Source organism: Pseudomonas sp. GW821-FHT03E01 (assembly GCF_059420765.1).
In genome coordinates this window covers 1-24,358 of sequence record NZ_JBWKUI010000025.1, presented here as the reverse complement: position 1 = coordinate 24,358, position 24,358 = coordinate 1, and the positions used below count along the sequence as shown (strand labels likewise).

The following is a 24,358-nucleotide window of genomic DNA, read 5'->3' as shown; positions in this document are numbered from 1 at the left end:
AATCATCGGCTACTTAGTCTCGTTACCAGGAGTGTTGAATGATGGACCGTCTGACGAGCATGGGAGCGTTTGTGATGGCGGCGGAATCCGGCTCCTATGCCAGTGCTGCCGAGCGATTGGGCCTGTCGGCGCAGATGGTGGCCAAGCATGTTGCCACGCTTGAGCAGAGGCTAGGTGCGCGGCTGCTGAACCGGACCACCCGACGCCAGAGCCTGACTGAGTTGGGCAGCGCTTACTACGAACGCTGTAAGCACATTTTGAGCGAAGCTCAGGCTGCCGACTCCCTGGCGCAGATCATGAACGACACCCCGCGCGGTAAACTGAAAATCAGCGCTCCCGTCACGTTCGGCTCCTATAGCCTCATGCCTTTTGTGACGGAGTTTTTGCGTCAACACCCGGAAGTCGAAATCGATTTGCATTTGACCGATCGCTTCGTCGATCTGGTGGAGGAGGGTTATGAAGTGACTTTCAGAATTGGCCCGCTGACCGCGTCCAGTTTGACCGCCAGGCCGTTGGCACCTTATCGGTTGGTAGCCTGTGCAGCACCGAGCTACCTGACCGACCGCGGAGTGCCACAAATACCGGATGATCTGAAGAACCATGAGTGTCTGGGGTATGCCTATTGGTCCCGGCCGGCCGACCACGAATGGGTATTCTGCAAAGGCTCCGCAGTTGAACGGGTACAAGTCGTCAGTCGATTGCAGGTCAACGAGAGCAAAGCACTGCTGTCGGCAGCGCTGGACGGGTTCGGGATTGTCCTTGGTCCCGAAGACTTTCTTGAGCCCGCGTTGCGCAGCGGTGAGTTGGTTCGACTGTTAGCTGATTACGAAGCACCGAGCCGACAAATGCATTTGCTCTACACGGCCAATCGTCAGAGAACAGCCAAACTCCGACGATTTATCGAGGCTGCGCTCGTCCGCTTTGGTGCTCCTTGAGCAAGCTTTTGAGTTGTCTCAGCCGCATTGAATTGTGATTGATCGCGGTCGCAGGCTACTGCTTCATTGACTGGCTGCTGTTGGGCCGATTGTTGCCTGTCGCCAAGGGCAGTAAACGACCGATTCTGTTGAAAAAGTCGGTCTGCCCAAACTGCCTGATCATTGACTGGTGAAAACACCTTTTTTGCACGCTGCTACGTGAAATCTGAGTCCGGAAGCCACTGCAAAAAGTAAAGATTTCAATCTCGGACGCGTACTTTTCTGATACGCAAACCATGGCCGACTTCTTCAACAGAATCGGCCAGAAGCAGTCAATCGCTAAAACTCCAGCGCCCCAAATGGGCCGCTTTTTCTGCATATCTGCACGACTGGATAGCTAAGCGGCGCGTACTCGCGCCGAATACCTAAAATCCTTTAATCGCCTCACATCATGAACAAGACACGGAGAGCCCTATGGAGCAGCGCAAACACATTTGCGGCACAGACGAGGTCAGAGTTCACGTTAAGGACGGTAGCGAGCTTAAGTACTGGGCACAAAAAAATTGTGGATTCCAAGAATGAGATAAGATCAGCCGTCAAGGAGGCTGGCGAGTCGCTTACCGCAGTCCAGCGGCGGATCAAGCTGATCCAGCACGCATGAGAAAGCAGTCCGGCCCAGTGTCGGGATTCGCTACTTGAAGTCCTCTCGCCCATCACCATTCGCCTCCTGCTACGCTCTCACTTAGCGCCCCTAAGCAGCTCACGGCATCGTTGGGTCGCCAGGAGCCTAAAATGAAATGCGCATTTCTGACGTTCATAACCCTACTCACCTGCTCATCGGCAATAGCATCACCGCCAGATGGAGAAACACTTTTTCAAGATAACTGCGTTGTTTGTCACGGGCCTCGAGGCACGGGAGGATCGGCACCTAAGCTGGCCGGAGATTCCAGTGAATGGAAATCAAAAGTATTTGAGCGAGCAGTGCTGAGCGGTATCGACGACCATGGGAAGCCTCTGAAGGCGCCAATGCCGCATTGGGCTAGCGCTAGCTTCAAATCTGACAGCGGTGTAAAGCCAAGCAAACTTGAAATTGATGCAATTCAGAAATACCTGCATCAGCAAAAGTAGTGTGTTTGCTTCGACCGAATGCTTTCGTTTCGGCGACATGCTTTTCACGCAGTGCTCACATAATGGAGCGCAGATTACCCCTGCTCCTTTGAAGAATTCCCATTTGGCCCGCCCGCATGCGGGCCATTTTTTTGGCTGCTACGCGTTCCTGATTCAAAGGAGAAGTGGCCATACCTGACGTCTATGTTTCGCGTCTTCGGCAGCTTCATAGACGCTGAGCAGAAAGAGTGGTTAGCATCCCACAAACCTAAACGCGCCAAAGGCATCTAGCAGTACGGATGGAGCTGGCGGCCAGATCTAGGCTGCGGGCTATCGTAAGAAGTCATTTAGCACTGTTAGCATTGGCGGCTACGTTAGGTCGGGAGGCTGTTATGGAGGGCTCCGGAGTCGCGTCGTGCAAGATCTACCCGGTTGCGCCGCACTGGAGCATCACGCTGCGTCAATGCCTGTTGCAACCGCCGAGCCACTGCTACACCAGGACAATACGTTTGAGCTTGGCGTTCAGTGCGGCGAACGCCGCTTCGGTACTGGCCTTGTGGTTGGTGATGAGCACGTCGATGCGTTCTGGCGGGCAGAAAGCGACGCGGCTCTCCACGCCGATCTTGCTGTAGTCGGCGAGGATGACCACGCCTTCGGCATTGTCGGCCATGGCGCGCGCCACTTCGGCTTCGCGGTGGTCGTAGTTGCTGGCACCGCGCTGGGCGTCGATGCCGACGGGCGATAACAGCGCGAGGTCGGCCCGATAGCGGCCAATTTCCGCCACCGTGGTGCCGCCAATCGTAGCGGGAGCACGGTCGCCGAGCGAACCGCCCAGTACGATCACCTCGTTGTACTGGCCGCCTGGCACAGCGGGATTACGCAATTGCAACGCCACGTTGAACGAGTTGGTGATCACGGTCAGCCCTCCCAGCTTGGCCAGCTCTTCGGCGAGGATGACGGTGGTGGTGCCAGCGTCGATAAACACAGTCTGTCCGTGCGACAGCAGACTGACCGCTGCGCGCGCGAGGTCACGCTTGAATTTGACGTTGATGTTCGCCCGCTCGGCGATGGGCGCTTCGTCTTCAACGCGGATGGCGCCGCCGTGTATCCGCTTCAACTCCCCCTGTTCCTCCAGAGCGACCAGGTCGCGTCGCACCGTCTCGCGTGAAACGTTCAGCTCCGTGACGATGCGGTCGGTGGTGACGCGCTGCAAAGTCGATAGTAGTGCGCGGATCCGCTGGTAACGCTCTTCTTGCCACATACCGGGTGTCCCTGCTGTTCGAGTCGCTGTCCGAGCACGCATTGTGGAGAGGCGTCAGTCGCTGTCAAGTTTGGCGCGGCCTCATGATCATTGGGCTGGCGCAGCCTGCGCGTCATGTTTGTGTGATATTGAGGCATTATTGTTTTTTTGTGTATTTGGAGCTAGCCTCGTGGCCGGACGGTTTCTTCCCCTCGTCCGCATTTCGAAACACGCTTTCGCCATCGCCTCGGTTGTAACCTCTCATTTAGAAGTAGGAGCTATGCCATGCAGCGTCGCCAGTTTCTGAACACCCTCGCCACCGTTTCCGTTGTCAGTCCGCTGTTGTTGTCGTCCCGCATAACGCAAGCCGCCACGCCCCCGGCCACACCAAGTGCGCTGGACCCGGCGCGCTGGTCGCCGCTCAACCAAAAGCGTCTGCAGGCGGTGATCGATGAGCACGGCGTCAAGAGCGCGTCCTACCGCCCTGACCAGCGCCCGTACGCGGTGTTCGACTGGGACAACACCTGCATCATGAACGACTGTGAAGAAGCGCTGCTGGTCTACCAGATCAATCATCTGCAGTACAAGCTGACGCCCGATGAGTTCGCTGAGGTGGTGCGTCAGGACGTGCCGAACGGCGCGTTCATGAAGGACTACACCACGGTGGACGGCAAGCCGGTCAAGATGGAAGACATCGCCAGCGACGTAGAAGCGGATTACCGCTGGTTGCACGCCAACTACAAGGGGCTCGCCGGCGACAAGAGCCTGGAAGAGATTCAGGCCAGCGAGCAGTACAAGGATTTTCTCGCCAAGCTCTACTTTATGTACGACGCGATCTGCGACAGTTACCCGGTGGAGATCGGCTATAAGTGGATTCTGTATTTCTACAAGAACATGACCACGGCTGAGTTGCAGGCGATGGCCGAGGCTTCCAACAACTACGCCATCGGCGACGCACTGCGCAAGGTCAAGTACGAGAGCTCACGCACGTTGCCGGGCAAGGCCGGGGTGGTGGCGGATACGCACTTTCATGGCATCCGCATCCATGAGGAGATCCGCGGCCTGATGCACACGCTGCGCGCCAACGGCATCGACGTCTATGTCAGCACCGCCTCCATCGACGATGTGGTACGCGTGTTCGCGGGCAATCCTCATTACGGATACGACGTTCCGCCTGAGAACGTGATCGGCCTGCGCATGGCGATGGAAGGCGGCAAGTACACCACTCGCTATCAGCCGGACTGGCACTTCAACTACGGGCCGGGCAAGACCGTTGGCATCAAGAACGTGCTGGTTAAACAGAAGGGCTATGGCCCGGTGTTGGTGGCTGGCGACAGCGATGGCGATGCCTGGATGCTGCGCGACTTCAACGATACGGCGGTGGGGGTGATCGTCAACCGCATGAAGAAGGGTGAGATCGGCGCCGACAGCCAGCAGGCCGCTACCCAGTTGGGCACCCCGAACGCCCGCTTCATCCTGCAGGGGCGCAACGAGCACACTGGCCTGATGATTCCAGACGAGAAATCGCTCAAGTACGGTAAAGACGAGCTTAAGCTGCTGGCTTGATGGCACTGGCTCGCGGGTGGCCGGCGGCCATCCGCGACCCGCAGTGCAACTCGCCTTGTACCTGCGGGAATGATGAATCTGCGCCGGAAAGTCGTTACCGCTACCGGCCCGAGTGAGTCAGTCGTATCGAGTCAAAATTGTGAGTGGCCCTGGAATTACGAGGCGCGCTCCACAGACCGTTTTTGGCCGTTTTCTACCTGTCACGACCCGCGGTAAATTTAAGTATGAATAATTTTTTCGGGGCTCTCCAGGGCTGCAAGGAAGTCGTGTTCACCCTCAGCTCCCCACCATGGGATAGATATAACGCCGCCGAGGTCTCTTAGCTGCCGCAGTAGCTCCAACAATGAGTAGATCTGATCTTGTCCCCACTGAGCCCCCATCCGATAGTCCAATGTGAGGCTATTAGTGAAAACGTAAACACCAAGGTCAGGTATTTGACCCCGGGTGCCGTACAGCCCACCGAGAACGACGTGGAATGCCTCTGCTGCTCCTGAGCTTACAAGCAAAGCATCCTGAGGGCCGGAGAATGGCTTCCCACTTTGGGATGCTTTGATCCAAAGGTAGCCGCCGTCAACAGTGACATTTTTCGCGCCATGATCGAACAGATATTGAAATGCCTGCGGTACAAACGACGAATCTGAATACGTCACCACAACCTCAGGGAGCGATCCATCGTTAGTTGCAAAGTATTCGGAAAAATTCACGTGGCGTGCCTATCGTTTGCAAGGGACGGGGCATTTCCGATGAGCCGATGCCCCCTAGATGATTGTGAGGTGTTGGCCAAGGTTGAGCCAATCTGTCGTTATTAACCCAACTGAAAACTGATTGCGAGCGGATGGTCAATGCTTTGGGCGGGAAGGGATGGTTCTGAGGGGTAGCTTTCGATCCGAAACGGACACAGACGGGGCATTCCGATTAGCTGAATTGACGCTCATACAGAGTGACCTGCTGAGGAAACAGCTCACCATAGAGAGGATATGGAATACCGAAAATGTTCACTTCGATGCAAGGCGACGGGAACTCTTTGGAGTAATCCAGGATGGCCAGACCCTCACATGTAATTACCAGACCCGCTTCTGTCTGAACAGAAAGATCCAGAACGGTCTGATCGTGGTGGTTCGTTGAGCACTCGTTCTGGATAGCAGCGTACCCATCGGCAGGTTCGAATTGGCCTGAAGCAACGCCCATGGGGGGATCTCCGTAATCGAGCGCCGAGTAGCCCACCAAAACCAACCCGCTATAAATTGAGAATCGCGTCATACGACTGCCTGTTTTTGCCATGCATTAGACCCAACAGCGGTATATCACTCGGCTAGTACTTAAGCGAGGGCGGGCGGTTGAGCGACCGCAAATGGCCGATTTCTGCCCTTCACGAACGGCAGAACTCACAACCAAAAGCTGCCTGTCGAAAAACCGTTAATCTCATTCCAACTTGGTCTTCACATTCTGCCCCGCGACCGATCAATGCTTCACTGCCTATACAAAAAAAACTTCCCCCCTTGGGTGGGTGTCGCTTTTTGCATCAACTCTTTGCGCAATTTTCCGGGGGACATGCCAAACATATTCTGAAAATGTCGAATGAAATGGGGCGCATCGGCGAACCCGCATTCGAAAGCGATTTCCCCGATATGTCGATCCGAGCTGATGAGAAGCCATCGGCCAAACCTGAGTCGAACGTGGCGATAGAATTGGGCCGGAGTGTTACTGGTTTCAGCGACAAACAGCCGCTCCAGTTGCCGTTTGCTGGTACCGACAAGGTTCGCGATTGTGTCGATATCCAAGGGCTCGGTCATGTGCTTTTCCATCAGCATCACGGCTTCGTGCAGGCGCCTGTTCGAAGAGCTGGCGTAGCCAAGTGCCTTGCGCCGGTCGACGAAACTGCCGGAGCTGCGTTTTGCGACCGTCATCTGATGAACAACTTTGCCGGCCCGATCCGGGCCGCAATGCACCCCAATAAGATGGATGGCCAACTCAATCACCGAGATACCGCCTGCGCAGGTGATCCGATCCTTGTCGATGAGGAAGTCACTGTTGCTGACAAAGCGCAATCTGGGGAACAGACGTTTCCAGTCGTCGCAATGGTAGGCATGCACGCAAGCAGTACGTCCCTCCATCAGGCCATGTCGAGCAAGCACGAAGCTGCCCGTGCATAGACCGATCAATGGCACGTCAGCGGCTGCCGCCTGATGCAGAAATGCCGGATAAGTCTTTGGTGCTGCCTCAAGGGAATCAAGCAGTCCACCAATCACCACGATGTAGTCAAATTGATGAGGATGGGTGAGTTCACTGTCGATAGGTACATCCAGTCCGCAACTGGATATGACTCTTTGCCCAGGGGTACCGAGTACTTTCCATTGGCATCGTATCGGGCGGCTCTGATCACCCGTATCGGCAGCATGTCGCAACGCATCGGTCAGCCCTGAGAGTGACAGCAAGGGGAATCGCGGCCACAAAACAATACCAATAGACAACTCGGTGGCGCCGCGTCGGCTTGGCGGATGTCGTGCCTGACCATTATCAAGCCCTTCCACGAGGCTGTCGCTGGAGGCCTTGGGCAGTACATCCCCGAAATGTCGCAAATGTTCAATCATTTATGCAAACCATCCAACAAGTTATACCGCTGATCACCATACGATGAGCTCCTGCCTAACACCATGCTGTTCATAAAAAAAGCAATCGAGGAGCACGTGATGAAGAAGCCCAACGTTCAACGTTTTTCCGGTATTTATGCGGGTCTGCTGGTATCCATGCTGGCCTCGGCACCGGCACTCGCACTGGAAACGGTAGAGCCGGGAAGCCTGACTATCGCGTTCACTGGCGATATGCCGGGGACCGGTTATCAAGACAGCCGGATGGTCGGCTACGACGGTGAAATCCTTCAACAAATATCTGAGAAGCTGGGGTTGAAGGTTAAACCTGCCTTGATGGACTGGGCCGGCACCATCGCCTCAGTACAAGCTAAACGCGTGGATGTGATGGCCGGCACCATGGGCTGGACCGAACAGCGCGCGAAGATCATGACCGTGAGCGACCCGATTCACTATTTCAAGAACGGGATCACCCAGACCGACAAGACCAACTGGAGCAGCCTCAAAGACTTGCAGGGCAAGAAGGTCGGCACCATCACGGGTTTTTCGTTCATCCCTGAGATGCGCAAGATCGAAGGGCTGCAAGTAGCGTTGTACGACACCTCCGATGCCGCGGTGCGCGATCTCCTCGCCGGGCGCATCGATGCAGTGATTGGCGATCCTCCGGTCATGCAATACGCCATTTTTCGCAACGAGCAGTGGCACCTGCACTTCAACGCTTTCACCGACAACGATCCGAATTTCCCACTGCTGACGGGTCTGGGTCAGGTGGTGTACGGCTTCAATAAAGGGGCCAGCCCACAGCTGGTGGCTGCCGTGAACGAGCAGATCCAGACCCTCTGGAAAAGCTGTGAAATGCGCAAGATCGGTGCCCGCTACGGTCTGACTCAGGATGTCTGGTATGTGCCGGAAGGCAAGGACCTGAGGCTGGGTGTCGACCGCCCGGCGGACTGGAAACTGCCCGGCTGCAAATAAGCGCTTGAGCGGATGAATCGGCCTGATGGCCCGTGCCGATTCATCGCCATGTCTATAACAAAAAGAGGTTAGCCAAGATGTCGACCCCGTCCGAACCTGCATTGCTGCGAGTGCATGACCTACACAAAAGTTATGGTGATCTGGAGGTGCTAAAGGGTATCAACCTGGAGTTGAAAGCCGGTGAAACCCTGTCATTGATCGGCCCCAGCGGGTCGGGAAAGTCCACTTGCCTGCGTTGCATCAATTACCTGGAAAAACCCACTCGAGGCGATATCTGGCTGGGTGACGAGTTGATCGGGCAGATCAAGGACGGTAAACGCATACGTCTGATGAGTGATCGGGAAATGGCTCCGCAGCGACGCGAGATCGCGATGGTGTTCCAGCTCTTCTACCTCTGGCCACACTTGAGCGTACGCGACAACGTCGCACTGGGGCCGATCAAGGCACAGGGTATGCCGCGCAAGCAGGCCTATGAGTTGGCTGATGCCATGTTGGAAAAAGTCCATCTGCGGCACAAGGCCGAGGTCTATCCCGAGCAGTTGTCCGGCGGACAGCAACAGCGGGTCGCTATCGCCCGCGCGTTGGCCCAACAACCTAAAGTCATCCTGTTCGACGAGCCGACCTCGGCGCTGGACCCCGAACTGGTGGGTGAAGTACTGGCCGTGATTCGTGAGCTGGCGCAAGAGGGTCGCACCATGATCATGGTGACCCATGAAGTGCGCTTCGCTCGGGATGTGGCGGATCGGGTGATCTTCATGGACGGCGGACACATTGTCGAGCAAGGGCCTTCGGCGCAGGTAATCGACAACCCAAGCCATGAGCGCACCCGCAGTTTTCTTGGGCGCATGGCCATGGAGGGCGCTTGATGGCGAACTTCGAGGTCTTTCTCGGGCTACTGCCTCTGTTGTTGAAAGGCGCGCTCACCGCCCTGGAAATCGCGCTGTGTACCTTGCTGCTGGCGAGTGCCGGAGGGGTAGTACTGGCGGTGTTGCTGACGTTCAGTCGGTCACGGGTGTTGCATGGGGTGATCGGCTGTTTCATTGAGTGGATGCGCAATGTTCCCGCGCTGGCGCATCTGTTCCTGATCTATTTCGGTCTCTCCTACCTTGGCATCAACTTGCCCGCGTGGCTGGCCGCCATCGTTGGCTTGAGTCTGGTGGGCAGCGCGGTGTTGGCCGATATTTTCCGCAGCGGCTTGCAGTCGCTGCATGTCGGTCAGCATGAAGCCGGGTTGGCTGTCGGTCTGAGCCGGATGCAGATTTTGCACTGCATTCTCTTGCCCCAGGCCCTGCGCGTGACGTTGCCTGCGTTCGCCAACTACGTCACGCAATTGGTCAAGGACACGTCCATCGCCTCGGCCATCGCTGTGCCGGAAATAATGTTCCTGGCGCGCAATCTGGTGACCTCTACCTTCCAGACTTCACTGATCTATTTGGCTGTGATGTGCATCTACGCTGCGATGATTTTACCGATCGGTGTGGGATTCATTCGGCTCGAACGTCATTTTGGGAGCGCGCGATGATCAGTTTTTTTCAGCAATACCCGGTGTACTGGAGCGACTGGATCGCTCGCCTATTGCTCGGTGCACGGATCACTGCCGAATTGTCCCTGATGGGGTTCGCTCTGGCGGTCGTGCTGGGGGCGTTATTGGTCTGCGCGATGAGAAGTCCAAGTGTCATCCTAAAACGGTTGGCAACGTTCTTTATTCAGAGCATGCGCGCTGTACCTCTTCTGGCGTTGCTGCTGGCTCTGTATTTCGCGTTGCCCAGCCTGGGTTTGACGTTGTCCGGCTATTGGGCCGGGGCCATCGGTCTGGGTTTGCAGGGTGCCGCTTACGTTGCGGAAATCCTCCGTGGCGGCCTGGATTCGCTGCATCGCGGCCAGCGCGAAGCCGCCATCGCCATCGGACTGACGCCACTGAAAGCGTTTACCACCGTCATCCTGCCGCAAGCGATTCGTGGCATGTTGCCGCCACTGCTTAACGCCTACGTGTCGATCCTCAAGGACAGCTCGTTGTGCGCTCTGATCGCCACCGATGAGTTGATGCTGGCGGCGCGAGCCATCGCTTCGGAAACCTTCCTGCCAATGCATGTCTTCCTGCTGGTAGGGCTGTTCTATTTTGTTATCGCTTTCCCTCTTTCAATGCTGTCGCGTGTGCTTGAAAAGCACTTTTCACGCGGGCGCAAAACCGTGCGAGGTTGAACATATGAGCACCATAGATCGAGTTACTTCCCACAGCATTGCCCAGTTGCAGCAGGCGCTGCAGGCTGGATCGCTGACTAGCGAAGCGCTGGTTCGTGCGCAACTGGCGCGCATCAAGCGCTTTGACGAGCAGCTCAATGCCTATGTCGAGGCCTATCCCTCGCGTGCTTTGAACGCGGCCATCGCCGCTGATCGCCAGCGTGCGTCCGGTATACACCTGGGACCGCTACATGGCATTCCTCTGGCGATCAAGGACTTGTTCGAGATCGATGGCCAGGCCATCACGGGTGGATCATTGGCACAGGCACCGCGTGTTTCGAGGTTGACCGCCACTGCAGTGCAACGCCTGGAGCGTGCCGGTGCAATCATTCTTGGCAAGACCCATACCGTCGAATTCGCTTTCGGTGGCTGGGGCACTAACGCGGTGATGGGCACGCCGTGGAACCCGTGGGACCGTAACGTGCATCACGCTCCGGGTGGCTCAAGCAGCGGCTCGGCAGTGGCCGTGGCCAGCGGGTTGGCGAGCGCTGCGTTGGGCACCGATACCGGCGGCTCGGTGCGGATTCCGGCGGGCATGTGCGGCTTGGTCGGGCTGAAAACCACACGTGGGCTTATCAGTCGCCATGGCTTGATCGAACTGTGTCCTTCGCTGGATTCGGTAGGGCCTATCACCCACACCGTTGAAGATGCGGCGTGGATGTTGGATGCACTGCTGGGCCCGGACCCGCTGGATCCGGTTTCGGCCCAGGCACCTGTATTCAGCGCCGCTGCCGGTCTCAATCAGCCGGTAGCCGGTTTGCGCATCTGGGTGTTGCCACAGGCCGAACGAGCGCATGTCGCTCCCGGGGTGCTGAAGGCTTACGATTTGGGGCTCAAGCAGTTGGCCGCGTTGGGCATGCAACTGATCGAACAACCGCTACCCACGTCGTTGGAGCAGTGCATGCGCATCGCTGGTGGGCTGATGAGCGCAGAAGGTTATGCCAGCCTGGGTAGCTTGTTCGAGCGCGACGATCTGCGTTTCGACCCCCATGTTCAACGTCGCGTACTCAGTGGTCGCGACATCGACGCAGCGTCGTATATCCAGTTGCACAATCAGCGCCGCGCCGCTCGGCACGCCATGCAGGAGGCCATGACCAACATAGACGCATGCGCTTTCCCGACCAACGCTATTGGCAGTGTGCCGTTGGATGAGGTCGATGAATATGGCACGCCACTGGCCTTGTTGGGGCGGTTCGCCAACTTGCTGAACCTGTGTTCGGTGGCGCTACCCATCGGGCTCGATGAAAAGTGCATGCCGGTCTCGATGCAGATTGTGGGTCGGGCATTCGCCGAACCGCTGATTCTACGCATCGGCCATGCCTATCAACAGGTCAGCGATTGGCACACGCTACGGCCTGAGGGCTGGGAGCTGGCGGACAACGCGGTTGCATGATGGATACAACTGCTTGATATGTCCTTGGGTATCACCCTGCCAACGCTCCAAGTTAAAGTAGGATTAGAAAGTGTCAGCTATAAATCTTCATGCAGGTCAAGTCATATGTGGCGTCTGTTAATCAATACCCTAAAGGCAATACAGTGGGGTATGACCGAACAGTGACACTGAGTCGTGATTCAAAGCTTGCGAATATTCCAGTGGGCTACTCTGATGGCTATCGTCGAGCGTTTACCAATAAAGGCGTTGTCCTTATAGATGGGCAGCGTGCTCCAGTGGTAGGAAAGGTCTCAATGAATACACTCATGGTGGACGTGACAGATATCCCTGCTGTGCGCGCTGGCGATCAGGTGGTGCTCTTCGGTAAACAAGGCGACAGTGAGATCACCCAGAGTGAACTTGAAGAACTCAGTGGGACATTGCTGGTGGACCTTGCTACCGTTTGGGGGAGTAGCAATCCCAAAGCCCTGGTGGCGGATAAAGCCTCCGACTAACCAGTGAGGGGGCTAGTCGCTACTGCGGTGGTAACGCTCACACAGTAACGACTTTTGGCAGTGACGCTCGCTGGTCACTGCCGACCCGTGACGACTAAAACGGTGCTGACGTTCAAGGCTGTTTTATTCTCCAGAGCCTTGAAGCAGCCAAGGCGACCAAACAGGTCAATTTGATAGGGCTGCTCAACCCGACTTTACGGGGATGGACGCTCAGCTGAAGCTACTGCACCGGATCACTCACCGGCTTGGCAATAATGGCCTTGAGTTCGCTGGTCATCGGGAACTCCAGGTTCAAGCCTTTAGGCGGAATCGGCTGTTCGAACCAGCGCTGGTAGATCCCGTTGATTTCCCCGGAGCTGTACAGCTCGCCCAGCGACGAGTTCACCAGCGCGAGGAACTGCGGATCATCTTTGCGTACCATGCAGCTGTAGATTTCCCGCGACTGCTCTTCCCCGACCACCACCCACTTGTGCGGATCGCGGGCCTTGGCGCGTTCGCCGTAGAGCAGCGCATCGTCCATGTAGAACGCCACCGCCCGACCGGACTGCAACATCTGGAAGGCTTCACCGTGATCCTTGGCGCTGATCACGAACATGTCGATCTTGTGATCGACGTTGTAGCTTTTCAGATAGCGTTCGTTGGTGGTGCCGGCGGTGGTTACCACATTCTTGCCGCGCAGATCGGCGAAACTCTTGATCCCGCTGTCATTGGCCGTCAGCAATTGACCTTTGACATAGATAAACCCATAGGAAAACGCCACCTGCTTTTGTCGCTCTGCGGTAACGCCGGTCGAGCCACACTCCAGGTCAACGGTACCGTTCTGCACCAGCGGAATGCGGGTTTGCGATGTCACCAGGTTGTACTTCACCTTGAGGTTTGGCAACGCCAGCTTCTGCTGCACCCGCTCGACGATCTTGCTCGCCAGGTCTACCGAGTAGCCCATGGGTTGTCCCGAGTGATCGCCCACGTAGGAGAACGGCACTGAAGCATCGCGATAGCCCAGGGTGATGCTATTGGCGCTGGCAATTTTGCTCAAGGTAGGACCCAGCGATGCTTCGTCAGCATGAGCCTGAGTACCTAGCAACAGGCCCAGGGTGCAGCCGATCAACGTGATTTTTTGCATTGTTATTCTCCGTTGTGGGTGAGGGTTGGTTTAGCGCCGTGCCGCGATAACGGTTATTTCCACCCGCACCTGCGGACGCGCCAGTTCGGCCTGCAAGGTGGTGCGACTTGGTGCCTGGCCGGGCGACAACCAGGCAGACCAGACGTCATTCATTGCTGCGAAATCTTCGCCGATGTCCTTCAGGTAAATGGTCGCGCTGAGCAGATGATTCTTGTCGCTGCCCGCCTCGGCCAACAATGCGTCGATTTTTTCCAGTACTTGGCTAGTTTGGCCGCCGACATCGGTGGCGTCGCCCGGCACCTGGCCGGAGAGAAACACCAGGTCGCCAAAGGTCACGGCACCGGACAAGCGTGGATTGGGCTGGATACGGTTAATGGTCATCGGGTGGTCCTTTTAAGGAGTAAGCGTTCAAGCCGCACGGGGCGTAAAACCCTGCAGGTCGATGGAGGGGCGGCGCTGGCCGATCAGTTCACTGAGCAATCGAGCACTGGCGCAGGCCAGGGTGAAGCCCAGCGCGCCATGGCCGAGGTTCAGCCACAGGTTGCGATACGCAGTTACGCCCAGCAGCGGCACGCCGCTGGGGGTCGCCGGACGCATGCCGGCCCATTCAATGGCCTGGTCGTAGTCGCCGGCATTGGCGAAAGTATCGCGCGCCTGGCGTTTGATCAGGGCCAGGCGCTTGGGGTCCAGCGACGGATCGAAACCGACAATGTCGACCATCGCCGCCACCCGCAACTGCTCACCGATCCGGGCGTAGACGATCTTGCGGTCGTAGTCGGTGATGCTCAGGTCCGGTGCCCGATGCTGGACGCCGATCGGTACCGTCAGGCTATAACCCTTGAGGGGATACAGCGGCAGGTTGACTCCGGGCAGTGCCAACAACGGACTGCGATGGCCGGCCGCAATGACCAACTGCTCCACCGGCAGCACTTCGTCGCCCAGTTCAATCGCACTCACCGCGCCATGGGCATGGCGAATTCCGGTTACGGCCTGGCCCAGGCGGAACTCGCAACGTCCCGACGCCTGCAAGCGCGCCGCCAGTTGCTGGCAAAAGCCGTGGCAATCACCGACTTCTTCATCCGGGGTATAAATGGCGCCGACAAAGGGCGCCTCCGCCAGCGCCGGGTCCAGACGGGCGCAGTCGGCGTGCGACAGCACCTGTTGTTGCCGGGGGGCGGCAAGGCTGTTGCGGGCATGTTCGAAGCTGCTGGCCTGGCGAAAGGTCACCAGCTTGCCGTTGCGCCGCCAGTGGAATCCGCCCAAGGCATCCTCTTCACGCCAGGTTTGCAAAGTGGACTGGCTCAACAGCGCGAGGCGCAATAGATGGGCCGCGTTGGCGCGGTTGACCGAGGAGCGGCAAGCACCAAGGAAAGATGCCATCCACCGCCACTGCGCAGGATCGAAGCGCGGGCGCAGTTTCAGCGGTGAGTCACCGCGCAGCATCCAGCCAATGGCCTGCAATGGCACACCGGCGTCGGCCAGGGGCGCTACGTAGCGATAGGACAACTGGCCGCCGTTGGCGAAGCTGGTTTCACTGCCCAGCGACTCGCGAGCCTCGACCAGCGTCACGTCAACGCCATCGCGCACCAGTGCGTAAGCCGTTGCCAGGCCAATGACGCCACCGCCGATGATGCATACATGCTGAGCCATGTCAGTCCTTAATCGTTGTTGAGACGAACCCGAGGTTAGAGCCAGGTGACAGGCGTCGAACAATGAATAAAGATGGCTAACCCATAAACAAAGGTTATGGACTTGCCATGCGCCTTCGCCATATCGAGATTTTCCAGGCCATCCGCCAGACCGGCTCGGTCAGCGGTGCCGCGCAGCTGCTGCACGTTTCCCAGCCTGCCGTGACCAAGGTGCTGCAACACGCCGAGCAGCAATTGGGCTTCCCGTTGTTTCTGCGGGTGCGCGGTAAACTGCAGGCCACGCCCGAAGCGCTGGAGCTGGAGCGCGAGGTCGACAAGGTCACGGAGAGCCTGCAAGGGGTGCGACGCCTGGCGCAAAGCCTGCGCCGTGAGCCGGGCCATAGCCTGCGGATCGGTGCGACCCCGGCACTGGCCCTGTCGCTGCTGCCGCCGACCATTCATGAGTGGACCCAGCGTTATCCGGACATCGCTTGCGAGCTGTCCAGCGCCCACAGTCGCGAACTGATGCAGAACCTGCTGATGCGTGAAATTGATGTCGCCCTGACTCTGCAACAGCCTGATCACCCCGCGCTCAAGGCCCAGGCGCTGGCCAGCGGGGTGTTGGTGGCGCTGGCACCGGCAGGTTATTGGCCGCAGGAAGATGAAGGCAAGCCGCTGCCGTTGATGGCCCTGGCCGATGCGCCCTTGATCGGGTTGTCCAGCACCGACCCGCTTTCGGCCCGCCTCGACAGCTACCTCAAGGCGGTAGAGCCGCCGCCACGGGTGAGCATCGCGGTGCAAACCTATTCACTGGCCAGGGCGATGGTCGAATCCGGTGCAGGGCTGGCGGTGATCGACCCCTTCACCGCCCTTGGCGCGTCGCCTGGGGCTACCGCCATTCGTCCCCTGGCCCCGGCGCTGCCGATCACCCTGTACGCAGTGACCCGCACTGCCGAACCGCCGCCGCATACACTGAGCGAGCTGCTGACGATCTTCAGCAGTCGTGCGCAAGGGCAATTGGATTGTTGGCGCTGATTGAGATCTGACCCAGAAACGGGTACATCAAGCCTTCAGTGACGCTTCCGTATCGCAGGGTGGACGATGCTGCGACCGAGAGCTCGGCAGAGTGGCGGGCGAAGCCCCGGGAAGTCAGCGTAGGGTTCTACGCCTACGAGTTGGGGCAGGAGCGGGTGAGCACGCTATACGCGATTTGGCCAGGGGGCCTAACTGCCTGAGTCTTTGAGGAAAAGGGCGTTTGGTAAAACGACAGGACGCTCGATCTCCTCCTTGCAAATCGCGGGGGGAATGTCGAACGTTCGACGGGATACAAGCATCGCTGGAGGTTAGGTTCGATGCGGTATAGTCCATCCGAGCATGCGGTCGACCGGTTGAATCCGCAGCCAAAAGCAGCCCTTCGATGTATCTACAAAACCAGAAACGGTTTACTCACAACAGAAATGCGAGCCAACCCCAACGTCAACAGTTCCTTACGTAGCAGCGAGCGCTCAAGCACAGCCATTCCGGCCTGCCATTCGATCGACAGCAAATGGCTCAACTTTTGTTGGCTGACCAAGGGCTCAGCCAGAAAGTAGCTTTTGCACTCGCGGATGCTGATGACGTTCAACAGCCAGTCTCCACCCTGCGCCGCCAGCCAGTGACCGATCGTTGAACGATGCGTTCGGATCAGCGCACTGGCATCCCACACCGCCATCTGCGCGAAAACCTGCGGCAGGTTGCTATCGGCTTTCAGCCGCTTCGTATCAACCGCCAACGCGCCAATCAGGTCTGACTCGATAGTGGCTTGGCACTCGGAGAAATACCGCTCGGGCCAGTCCGCTTCCAGTTTCGCCCGCCGTGCGAGGACTTCATAAGCCCGGATATCCGATTGGGTGGTCAGCTGCCCTGTGAAATTCAGGGTATTGTCCAGAATTGCCGTGGCCAGCAACACGGCACTTTTTTCGCTGATCAACGGCAACAGCTCTGCCGCTTCCCAACGCTGAAAAATCAGCGTCGCCGCTGCGCCGATCGGCAGGATGTCTGCCGCAGATCCGAGCTTTTGCGCCCAATAGTTTTCAAAGCCTGGGTGATGATCAATGACTTCCACCACCTGTTCAAGAACCACCATCGGGTCGAAATGCTGGTAGTCGGAGACATCCACCAACACGAACTCATCACCCGCTCTCGGCAGATAATCGTCCAGAGATGATTGCCATCCAAGCACGGTCCTGGAGATGCTGGCATTGAGCGGGGCGCTACTGACGGCCCGAGCATCAATGCCTTGGTGATTCAACAGCTCGGCGTACGCAATGCAACAGGCATACGCGTCGATGTCCAGATACGCCGAGCCTGAGGTCACCACCCTCATGACACGTGGGCCACAGCGTGAGCTGCCGAAACCAGTTCCGGGTCGAACGCCATGATCGAGCAATAAGCGGACTCCCGCCTGAAGCAAAGATATCGCTTACAGCATTGCTGGCTGCTCTGACAAAACATCGACATCGGCTGTCCTTAAAATCCATTTTCCATAATTAAAACAGCGCATTAGCGTGCCGAAACATTCTGTTTATGCCCTATTTTCTGCCGACAAGACTCGTATGCTTTCATTGCGAAAACATGACGGAATGGAGGTATTTTGAAGTCATGCGGATGTCAGCGTGCAATGGTGTATGAACCACTGGTATGGATGAGCAACGCTATGAAAGCCACGAAAGGAGCGAACAGCACCAAGCCGCCGACGGCGACTGCCCAGCCCCAGGCAAAACCGCTTTCTCCCTTGAAACGGCCGCCACTCAGCAAGCCAAGCACGTAAACGCCAATCCTATGAGCCAACAGGTTGATTAAGATATCAAAGATGAAATCCATTTCTGATCCCGTGGCTCCTTGTCGGTTTTCTTGAGCGTTCTAGCCGAAAGCAGCCCTTGTGCAATCGAAGAACATCGAATCACTGCTCAGCATCGCCGCCCTCCACCTCTTTCAACTTAATCTCAGCCAACGGATGCCCGGCCTTCAAGGCAATACGCCAAAACCGCGCCGCTTCCACCGGATCCGGCGCCTTGCTCGGCGTCCCCGCGAGGCAGATCACGCCCACCTGATACGCCGCCTTGCCATCCCCTGCCAACGCGGCCAGGCGCAGTAATCGTACGCCTTCCTCGCGAGCCCCAAGACCGACCCCGCGAAAGGTCAGGATGTGGCCGTAGAAGCTCTGGGCGCCGACATCGCCCAGGTTGGCCATGCGCGCGAACTGGCCCTCGAGCCAGCGCCAGCCTCGCGGTTGGCGCACAAACCACGACCAGTGGAACAACCGGCGGGCCAGCCAGTAACCGGCCCGCGCCTTGAGTCGTAGGAACACTCAGGCTTCCGCCGACTCGGGGTACTCGTATTCGAACACCCGCACCACTTCCGAGGCATGCCAGGATGCGGCAGCCACGCCATCGGACGGTCCGGAGAAGCGTCCGAGGCGCTCGACACATTCGAAGAAGCCGGTGCGCGGCAAGCGACTGGCGCCCTGGCTGATCACCAGCGAGCTGCGCAGCGGCTGCTCGGCCCTGGCGTCCAGCGCGGCCAGGTGTTCAAGGGCGGCGGTCAGGGTTTGCATGGCGGGCGTGGGTAGCTGCAATCGCTCCAGCAATGCCCGATAAGTCAGAAGATGGCGCTGACGGCGCGCCTGATCCAGTTCCCCCAGCAATCCGTCCCAATGTTGACGACTGATGCGTACGCTCACGATTCATCCCTCCATCCCGGCACCGTCAATTCCCAGGCGAGGCTGCGGCGAATAGCAGCGTCAGGTTGACGCTCACCGCTTTCGATCAAGGCGAGATATGACGGGCTGATGCCTACCGTGCGGGCAAGCGCCTCAATGGCGATGCCCTTCCCTTCGCGCAAACTGCGTAGTTGATCCAGACCCGGAAGAGTCTGGTCTGATGTGGCCGCGGGACGCACTGTGGCTTCGCGCGGTGGTTGTTCGTTGATGCCTGCTGCTTTCAGTAGAGCCTGATACTGAGCCCATGGCAGAACCGCATATTCTGGTTCGCCTTCGCGTGTAATTATCTGAATATCCATGACTACCCCGTAGGACAACGACACGTAGCGAGTCGGCACTTTTCCCTAGAAGTGTAATCCTAACAGCGGCCAAGGTCGCGGGGGGTATGAATATGGATGATCCTGAATCGGTTCAGTTTTTTTTCGGGCCCTGAAGTTGCAGCTGTTCCGGGGTATCGGGCAGGCGTTCAACCACCGCGAGTTTTTCCGGCGCCTGACGCTTGCGCCAGGCGCGGAAGGCGTTGAGTTCGTCATCGAGGACTTTCATCAACCAGGCCAGCACGGCAATGTCGTCGAGCATGCCGAACACCGGGATGAAATCCGGGATCGCATCCACCGGGCTCAGGAAATACATCAGGCCGGCCACCACCGAAACCATCGCTTTCGGGCTGATGGCCCGGTACTCGCCACGCCAGTAGGCCAGGCAGAGTGCCTGCAACAAGCGCAGATCGTCTTTTAGTTTGCCCAGACGATTACCTTGGCTCGCACCTTTGCTGGCAACCGCGAACAGCAGGGTCGGCAAACGACCACGGGCGAGCAGGCGCCCGGCCATTGGCAGGAAGCGGGCGAAATTCCAGGGCATTTTCATCTTTTCCTCCCACTGAAATGTTATCCACACAAATTGTGGATAACCTTGTGAACAGAGCTGCATTTCACCGCTGGAGGCCCCGTTTCACAAGGGTCTTGCTCAGATCGGGCGTTTTTTACTCACATAAAAAAACCCAAGATTTCATTGACTTGGCGCACCGGTCCGTCTAGCTCGGGCACTCTCACTGGCTATGACTGCAGCGTACCGCATCCGTTCGCTTTGTTTACCTTCACCAAACCCCAGATGCAACAACGCCCCGCATAAGCGAGGCGTTGTTTTTTCGAGCAGACGCGGATTACTTGGCGTCGTCTTGTTTGGCTGGATCCTTGATGCCCAGCAGCTCCAGGTCGAATACCAGCACCGAGTTGGCTGGAATCGCCGGGCTAGGGCTTTGGGCGCCGTAAGCCAGGTCGCTAGGGATGTACAGTTTGTACTTCTCGCCAACGTGCATCAGTTGCAGGCCTTCGACCCAACCCGGAATCACACCGCTGACCGGCAGATCGATCGGGCTGCCGCGCTCGACGGAGCTGTCGAAAACGGTGCCGTTGGTCAGTTTACCGGTGTAGTGAACAGTCACTACGTCGGTCGGCTTAGGCTGCGCGCCATCGGCCTTCTTGACCACTTCGTATTGCAGGCCGGAAGCCGTGGTGACGACACCGGCTTTCTTGCCATTCTCTTCGAGGAATTTCTTGCCGGCGGCTGCCGACTCTTCGCTCATCTTGGCCAAACGCTCTTCGGCACGCTTCTGCAGCGCTGCGAAGGCTTCAACCAGTTCCTCATCCTTCAGTTTCTGTTCTTTCTTGCCGACGGCATCTTCGATGCCTTGGGCTACGGCTTTGGAGTCCAGATCATCCATGCCTTCCTGAGCCAGACTTTTGCCCATGTTCAGGCCAATGCCGTAGGAAGCTTTTTGCGCCGGGGTTTTCAGCTCTACGCTGGTCTGCGAATCACAACCCGCAAGTACCAGGCCAACCAGGGCCACCGCCGCCGCCAACCGATGCTGTTTCATGCTATTTCCTTGTTCATGCGCCTAAAGGGCAATCGAGTAAAGCCGCGAGCTTATCAGGCGGCCACGACCAATGGCTACCGGCATGAGAGCAGGAAACTTCCGATAAGTTCAGGTGTTTAAACGCATTTCGGGATTAGAACGATGAAGCTTCTGTCATCTGGCTCTCACAGCCCCCGATGCCGGTTCCCACAGCCCTTGGCGTAATGGCCTCTTGCCGCACTTCATCAGCTGAGGCATAAGAGAGCTACAAATTGACAAGGATGTTTATCGTGCGCCTCATAATCCGCTTGCTGATTCTGATCGCAGTACTACTGGGGCTGGGCCTCGCCGTGGTGCTGTACTACGTCGCCAACCCGAAATTACCGGCCTGGTCACCGGCGCAACAGGTGCATTACCTGGAGCAATGGAGCGCCGCAGACCGCCAGGCCTACTACTTCACGCCCCAAGGCACCCAAGTCAAAGGCTTGCGCTATGACTGGTTCAACGCGCTCGAACTGCCGTTCTCGCAAAAACGATTCGCCGCTCCCGAATACCTCGCACGCTTTGGTTTTCTGATCGATCCGAGCCAGAAAGCCACGCCAGACAACCCTGGCAACCTGCCCGTCGGTTTCGCCCGTCATCAGAATCCGGGCAGCCAGGAAGAGTTTCTGGACATCACCTGTTCCGCCTGCCACACCGGCGAATTGCGTTTCAACGGCCAGGCCGTGCGCATCGACGGCGGCTCGGCCCAGCATGTGTTGCCGTCCAGCGTCCCGACCCTGCGCGGCGGCAGCTTTGGCCAGGCACTGGTGGCCAGCCTCGCCTCGACTTACTACAACCCGTGGAAATTCGAACGTTTCGCGCGCAATGTCCTGGGCCAGGACTATGACGCCCGGCATCAACAGCTACGCCAGGACTTCAAAAGCTCACTCGATACCTTCTTGAAAGTGGCCTGGAACGATACCCATCGCGGGCTCTACCCCACCGAAGAAGGCCCCGGCCGTACCGACGCCTTCGGGCGCATTGCCAACGCCAGCTTCGGCGACGCCATTTCGCCGGCCAACTACCGCGTGGCCAACGCGCCGGTGGACTACCCGCAACTGTGGGACATGTGGACCTTCGACTGGGTGCAGTGGAACGGTTCGGCGCAGCAACCGATGGCCCGTAACATCGGCGAGGCCCTGGGTGTCGGCGCCACGCTGAATTTCTTCGACGCCAGCGGGCAGCCTCTCAAGGGCGACGACCGCTATCCGTCCAGCGTCCGGGTGCGCGATCTGCACCGGATCGAACAAACCCTGCAACGACTCAAGCCGCCCGTCTGGCCGGAAGCCTTGCTGGGCTCCATCGACAAACCGTTGGCCGCAAAAGGCCGCGCACTATTCGCTGAAAACTGCGCTGGGTGCCACGTCCCCCGCGTCACCCAAAGCGACGGCAGACCGGTGCACCACCTGAACTTACTGCCCGTGGAGGTGATTGGCACAGACCCCGGCGCCGCCAACAATATTGCCGACCATCGCTTCGATCTGTCGGCCTTGAAGTGGGATCCGGCAGAGCTTGCGCAACTGGACGTGCAATTGCATCCAAAACCCACGGAGCCCTTGGATTTGAGCCAGTTGTCAGTGGCCAAGGGGCTGGCCTACGTCACTGCTTTTGTGGGGAACCAGGCCTATCGCGCTGCCAATGTGACACCGGCGGAGCGGCCGAATCTGGACGGTTTCGGCTTGCCTATCGGCGTCCAGGAATTACGCAGCTATAAGGCCCGGCCGCTGGCGGGCGTCTGGGCCACGCCGCCGTTTTTGCACAACGGTTCGGTGCCGAGCATTTATCAACTGCTCTCGCCCCAGGATGAACGCGCAACAACGTTCTATAAGGGCACCTTCGAATACGATCCCAAACACCTGGGCTATCGCACCGAAGCCTTCACCAACGGTTTTGTGTTCGACACGCGTATTACCGGCAATCACAACAGCGGCCACGAATTCCGCGACGGCGAGCGCGGTAATGGCGTGATCGGTCGCCTGCTGCAACCGCAGGAGCGCTGGGCGCTGCTGGAATACCTGAAAGTGTTGGGCGGCCCGGTGGAGTCGCAATTGCCAGACCACCTCATCAGTCAAAAGGATTGACCCATGCTGATCACGCTCTGGCTACGCCTGGGTGCCTTCCTTGGTAAAACCCTGCTGTGGATGTTGGGCTTGGGGGTCCTCGGCTGGGCGCTGACCATGGCATGGCTCGCCTGGCAACATCGCGGCCCGGTATCGGCTGAAGAACTGATTCCGGACGGCGAAGCGGTGATGACCCGGGACATCATCCAGACAGCGGTGCGGATCGTCGATCAACACCGCGAAAGTACTCGCTATCTGCGCGACGCTCACGCCAAGGCCCATGGTTGCGTGAAGGCCGAGGTTCAGGTGCTACCGGATCTGGCGACGGCGTTGCGCCAAGGCGTGTTCAGCGAACCCGGCAAAACCTGGCAAGCGACGATGCGTCTGTCCAACGGCAATGCCTATCCGCAGTTCGACAGCATCCGCGATGCTCGGGGCATGGCGATCAAGTTGTTCGATGTGCCGGGTAAACAGTTGCTGAGTGATCGACAAGGGCGCAACGAGCAGGATTTCGTGATGTTCAACCATCCGAACTTCTTTGTCAGCGATGTCGCCGAGTATCGTCAGAATGTGGCCGCTCAGGCTGACGGCAAAACGATAATGGCGTTCTTCCCGGCTTGGGATCCGCGCACCTGGCAGGTTCGTCATCTGTTTATTGCGCTGGCGACACTCTCCCCTGCCCCGGCAAGTCCGACCCAGACCACCTACTTTTCGGTTTCGCCGTACAAGTTTGGTGAGGCCAACGTCAAATTCCGGGTAATCCCGGATCCGGAGAGCTGCCCGACCTACACGCTGCCCACGCAAAATCAAAACCTGCCGAACTTCCTGCGCAGTGCGCTGAACCAGCAGCTGTCGACTGATCGGGTGCCGGCCTGTTTCGTTTTGCAGATCCAGCGTCAGGATCCGGGCCAATACATGCCGATCGAAGACACCAGCATCGAGTGGCGTGAACGAGACGCGCCCTTCGAAACCGTGGCCAGGATCAAGCTGCCCGCCCAGGATTTCGACACCCCGGCGCTGAACCTGCAATGCGACAACCTGTCGTTCAATCCATGGTTCGGCCTTGAAGCCCATCGGCCGATTGGTGGGATCAACCGGTTGCGCAAAGCGGTGTACGAGGCCGTCAGCGACTATCGACACAGCCGCAACGGCGAACAATAAGTAAGGCAGAAACGAAAAAAGCGACCCGAACAGGTCGCTTTATTCAGTGAATCCGGTAAAAAGCCGAATCCCAGACAGCAAAAAGCCCGCATTAAGCGGGCTTTCTGTGGTGATCTGGCGTTCAGTGTTCCAGATACCGAATATGGCGCAGCGGACGGGACTCGAACCCGCGACCCCCGGCGTGACAGGCCGGTATTCTAACCGACTGAAC

The 24,358-nt window shown here is 58.1% G+C and carries 25 protein-coding genes and 1 pseudogene; 12 read left to right on the top strand and 14 right to left on the bottom strand.

The window, feature by feature from the left end; all coding sequences use genetic code 11:
* Positions 1-38: 38 nt before the first annotated feature.
* Positions 39-935: a LysR family transcriptional regulator gene (locus AC07VO_RS28755; protein WP_173861168.1), complete on the top strand. Its 897-nt coding sequence runs from the start codon at positions 39-41 to the stop codon at positions 933-935.
* A gap of 771 nt (positions 936-1,706) precedes the next feature.
* The gene (locus tag AC07VO_RS28750; protein ID WP_086944916.1) at positions 1,707-2,042 is read left to right on the top strand and encodes a c-type cytochrome; all 336 of its coding nucleotides are present in this window, start codon (positions 1,707-1,709) and stop codon (positions 2,040-2,042) included.
* A 469-nt stretch (positions 2,043-2,511) separates the two neighbouring features.
* Here the strand turns inward: AC07VO_RS28750 and AC07VO_RS28745 are convergent, their stop codons facing one another.
* On the bottom strand, positions 2,512-3,324 hold the full coding sequence (locus tag AC07VO_RS28745; protein WP_225609327.1) for a DeoR/GlpR family DNA-binding transcription regulator: 813 nt from the start codon (positions 3,322-3,324) through the stop codon (positions 2,512-2,514).
* Between the two features lie 222 nt (positions 3,325-3,546).
* Between AC07VO_RS28745 and AC07VO_RS28740 the strand changes: the two genes are divergently transcribed.
* Entirely contained in the window at positions 3,547-4,827 is a 1,281-nt protein-coding gene (locus AC07VO_RS28740; RefSeq protein ID WP_018925648.1) for a haloacid dehalogenase-like hydrolase, read from the top strand.
* A 218-nt stretch (positions 4,828-5,045) separates the two neighbouring features.
* Here AC07VO_RS28740 and AC07VO_RS28735 read toward each other — a convergent pair whose 3' ends face one another.
* The 3 genes from AC07VO_RS28735 to AC07VO_RS28725 all read right to left on the bottom strand — a co-directional run bounded on the left by AC07VO_RS28735 (position 5,046) and on the right by AC07VO_RS28725 (position 7,418).
* Positions 5,046-5,531 carry a hypothetical protein gene (locus tag AC07VO_RS28735; protein WP_028940975.1) on the bottom strand — a complete coding sequence of 162 codons (486 nt, stop codon included), beginning with the start codon at positions 5,529-5,531 and terminating at the stop codon, positions 5,046-5,048.
* 211 nt (positions 5,532-5,742) lie between these two features.
* Entirely contained in the window at positions 5,743-6,015 is a 273-nt protein-coding gene (locus AC07VO_RS28730; protein WP_064618589.1) for a hypothetical protein, read from the bottom strand.
* Between the two features lie 281 nt (positions 6,016-6,296).
* The gene (locus tag AC07VO_RS28725; RefSeq protein WP_086945811.1) at positions 6,297-7,418 is read right to left on the bottom strand and encodes a GlxA family transcriptional regulator; all 1,122 of its coding nucleotides are present in this window, start codon (positions 7,416-7,418) and stop codon (positions 6,297-6,299) included.
* Positions 7,419-7,517: 99 nt separating this feature from the next.
* Here AC07VO_RS28725 and AC07VO_RS28720 point away from each other — a divergent pair, with 99 nt between their 5' ends.
* The 6 genes and pseudogenes from AC07VO_RS28720 to AC07VO_RS28695 all read left to right on the top strand — a co-directional run.
* A complete protein-coding gene (locus AC07VO_RS28720; RefSeq protein WP_019582762.1) occupies positions 7,518-8,390 on the top strand; it encodes a substrate-binding periplasmic protein in 873 nt (290 codons plus the stop codon).
* A 77-nt stretch (positions 8,391-8,467) separates the two neighbouring features.
* Positions 8,468-9,256: an amino acid ABC transporter ATP-binding protein gene (locus tag AC07VO_RS28715; protein ID WP_086945812.1), complete on the top strand. Its 789-nt coding sequence runs from the start codon at positions 8,468-8,470 to the stop codon at positions 9,254-9,256.
* The gene (locus AC07VO_RS28710; protein WP_019582764.1) at positions 9,256-9,912 is read left to right on the top strand and encodes an amino acid ABC transporter permease; all 657 of its coding nucleotides are present in this window, start codon (positions 9,256-9,258) and stop codon (positions 9,910-9,912) included. The genes AC07VO_RS28715 and AC07VO_RS28710 overlap by 1 nt, the downstream gene beginning before the upstream one ends.
* Positions 9,909-10,592, top strand: coding sequence for an amino acid ABC transporter permease (locus AC07VO_RS28705; protein ID WP_028940989.1), 684 nt, complete (start codon positions 9,909-9,911; stop codon positions 10,590-10,592). The genes AC07VO_RS28710 and AC07VO_RS28705 overlap by 4 nt, the downstream gene beginning before the upstream one ends.
* Before the next feature lie 4 nt (positions 10,593-10,596).
* The gene (locus AC07VO_RS28700) at positions 10,597-12,024 is read left to right on the top strand and encodes an amidase (protein WP_086945813.1); all 1,428 of its coding nucleotides are present in this window, start codon (positions 10,597-10,599) and stop codon (positions 12,022-12,024) included.
* 89 nt (positions 12,025-12,113) lie between these two features.
* A pseudogene (locus AC07VO_RS28695) lies at positions 12,114-12,518 on the top strand (alanine racemase C-terminal domain-containing protein); the annotation flags it as partial.
* Positions 12,519-12,738: 220 nt separating this feature from the next.
* Here AC07VO_RS28695 and AC07VO_RS28690 read toward each other — a convergent pair.
* The 3 genes from AC07VO_RS28690 to AC07VO_RS28680 are packed head-to-tail and all read right to left on the bottom strand — an operon-like array spanning position 12,739 to position 15,291.
* Complete coding sequence (locus tag AC07VO_RS28690; RefSeq protein ID WP_019582768.1) at positions 12,739-13,641, bottom strand: transporter substrate-binding domain-containing protein; 903 nt, start codon at positions 13,639-13,641, stop codon at positions 12,739-12,741.
* A 30-nt stretch (positions 13,642-13,671) separates the two neighbouring features.
* Positions 13,672-14,022, bottom strand: a complete 351-nt coding sequence (locus AC07VO_RS28685) for a RidA family protein (RefSeq protein WP_028940992.1) — start codon at positions 14,020-14,022, stop codon at positions 13,672-13,674.
* A 27-nt stretch (positions 14,023-14,049) separates the two neighbouring features.
* On the bottom strand, positions 14,050-15,291 hold the full coding sequence (locus AC07VO_RS28680; protein ID WP_086945815.1) for a D-amino acid dehydrogenase: 1,242 nt from the start codon (positions 15,289-15,291) through the stop codon (positions 14,050-14,052).
* A 107-nt stretch (positions 15,292-15,398) separates the two neighbouring features.
* Here AC07VO_RS28680 and AC07VO_RS28675 point away from each other — a divergent pair, with 107 nt between their 5' ends.
* The gene (locus tag AC07VO_RS28675; RefSeq protein ID WP_086945816.1) at positions 15,399-16,304 is read left to right on the top strand and encodes a LysR family transcriptional regulator; all 906 of its coding nucleotides are present in this window, start codon (positions 15,399-15,401) and stop codon (positions 16,302-16,304) included.
* Between the two features lie 388 nt (positions 16,305-16,692).
* On the opposite strand, the gene AC07VO_RS28670 is transcribed toward AC07VO_RS28675, so the two are convergent.
* The 7 genes from AC07VO_RS28670 to bamJ all read right to left on the bottom strand — a co-directional run bounded on the left by AC07VO_RS28670 (position 16,693) and on the right by bamJ (position 20,905).
* Positions 16,693-17,634 carry a DHH family phosphoesterase gene (locus AC07VO_RS28670; RefSeq protein ID WP_086945817.1) on the bottom strand — a complete coding sequence of 314 codons (942 nt, stop codon included), beginning with the start codon at positions 17,632-17,634 and terminating at the stop codon, positions 16,693-16,695.
* Between the two features lie 284 nt (positions 17,635-17,918).
* Complete coding sequence (locus AC07VO_RS28665) at positions 17,919-18,131, bottom strand: hypothetical protein (protein WP_064619300.1); 213 nt, start codon at positions 18,129-18,131, stop codon at positions 17,919-17,921.
* Positions 18,132-18,210: 79 nt separating this feature from the next.
* Entirely contained in the window at positions 18,211-18,618 is a 408-nt protein-coding gene (locus AC07VO_RS28660; protein ID WP_086945818.1) for an SEL1-like repeat protein, read from the bottom strand.
* Entirely contained in the window at positions 18,619-18,990 is a 372-nt protein-coding gene (locus AC07VO_RS28655) for a hypothetical protein (RefSeq protein WP_007898892.1), read from the bottom strand.
* Complete coding sequence (locus AC07VO_RS28650; RefSeq protein ID WP_026286335.1) at positions 18,987-19,328, bottom strand: helix-turn-helix domain-containing protein; 342 nt, start codon at positions 19,326-19,328, stop codon at positions 18,987-18,989. Before AC07VO_RS28650 ends, AC07VO_RS28655 begins: the two co-directional genes overlap by 4 nt.
* A 112-nt stretch (positions 19,329-19,440) precedes the next feature.
* Complete coding sequence (locus tag AC07VO_RS28645) at positions 19,441-19,896, bottom strand: YkvA family protein (RefSeq protein ID WP_028940036.1); 456 nt, start codon at positions 19,894-19,896, stop codon at positions 19,441-19,443.
* A gap of 295 nt (positions 19,897-20,191) precedes the next feature.
* On the bottom strand, positions 20,192-20,905 hold the full coding sequence (bamJ, locus tag AC07VO_RS28640) for a BamJ family beta-barrel-assembly machinery protein (RefSeq protein ID WP_018925162.1): 714 nt from the start codon (positions 20,903-20,905) through the stop codon (positions 20,192-20,194).
* 269 nt (positions 20,906-21,174) lie between these two features.
* Between bamJ and AC07VO_RS28635 the strand changes: the two genes are divergently transcribed.
* Entirely contained in the window at positions 21,175-23,007 is a 1,833-nt protein-coding gene (locus AC07VO_RS28635; RefSeq protein ID WP_086945883.1) for a di-heme-cytochrome C peroxidase, read from the top strand.
* A 3-nt stretch (positions 23,008-23,010) separates the two neighbouring features.
* Entirely contained in the window at positions 23,011-24,147 is a 1,137-nt protein-coding gene (locus tag AC07VO_RS28630) for a catalase family protein (RefSeq protein WP_086945819.1), read from the top strand.
* The last annotated feature ends 211 nt before the right edge of the window (positions 24,148-24,358 follow it).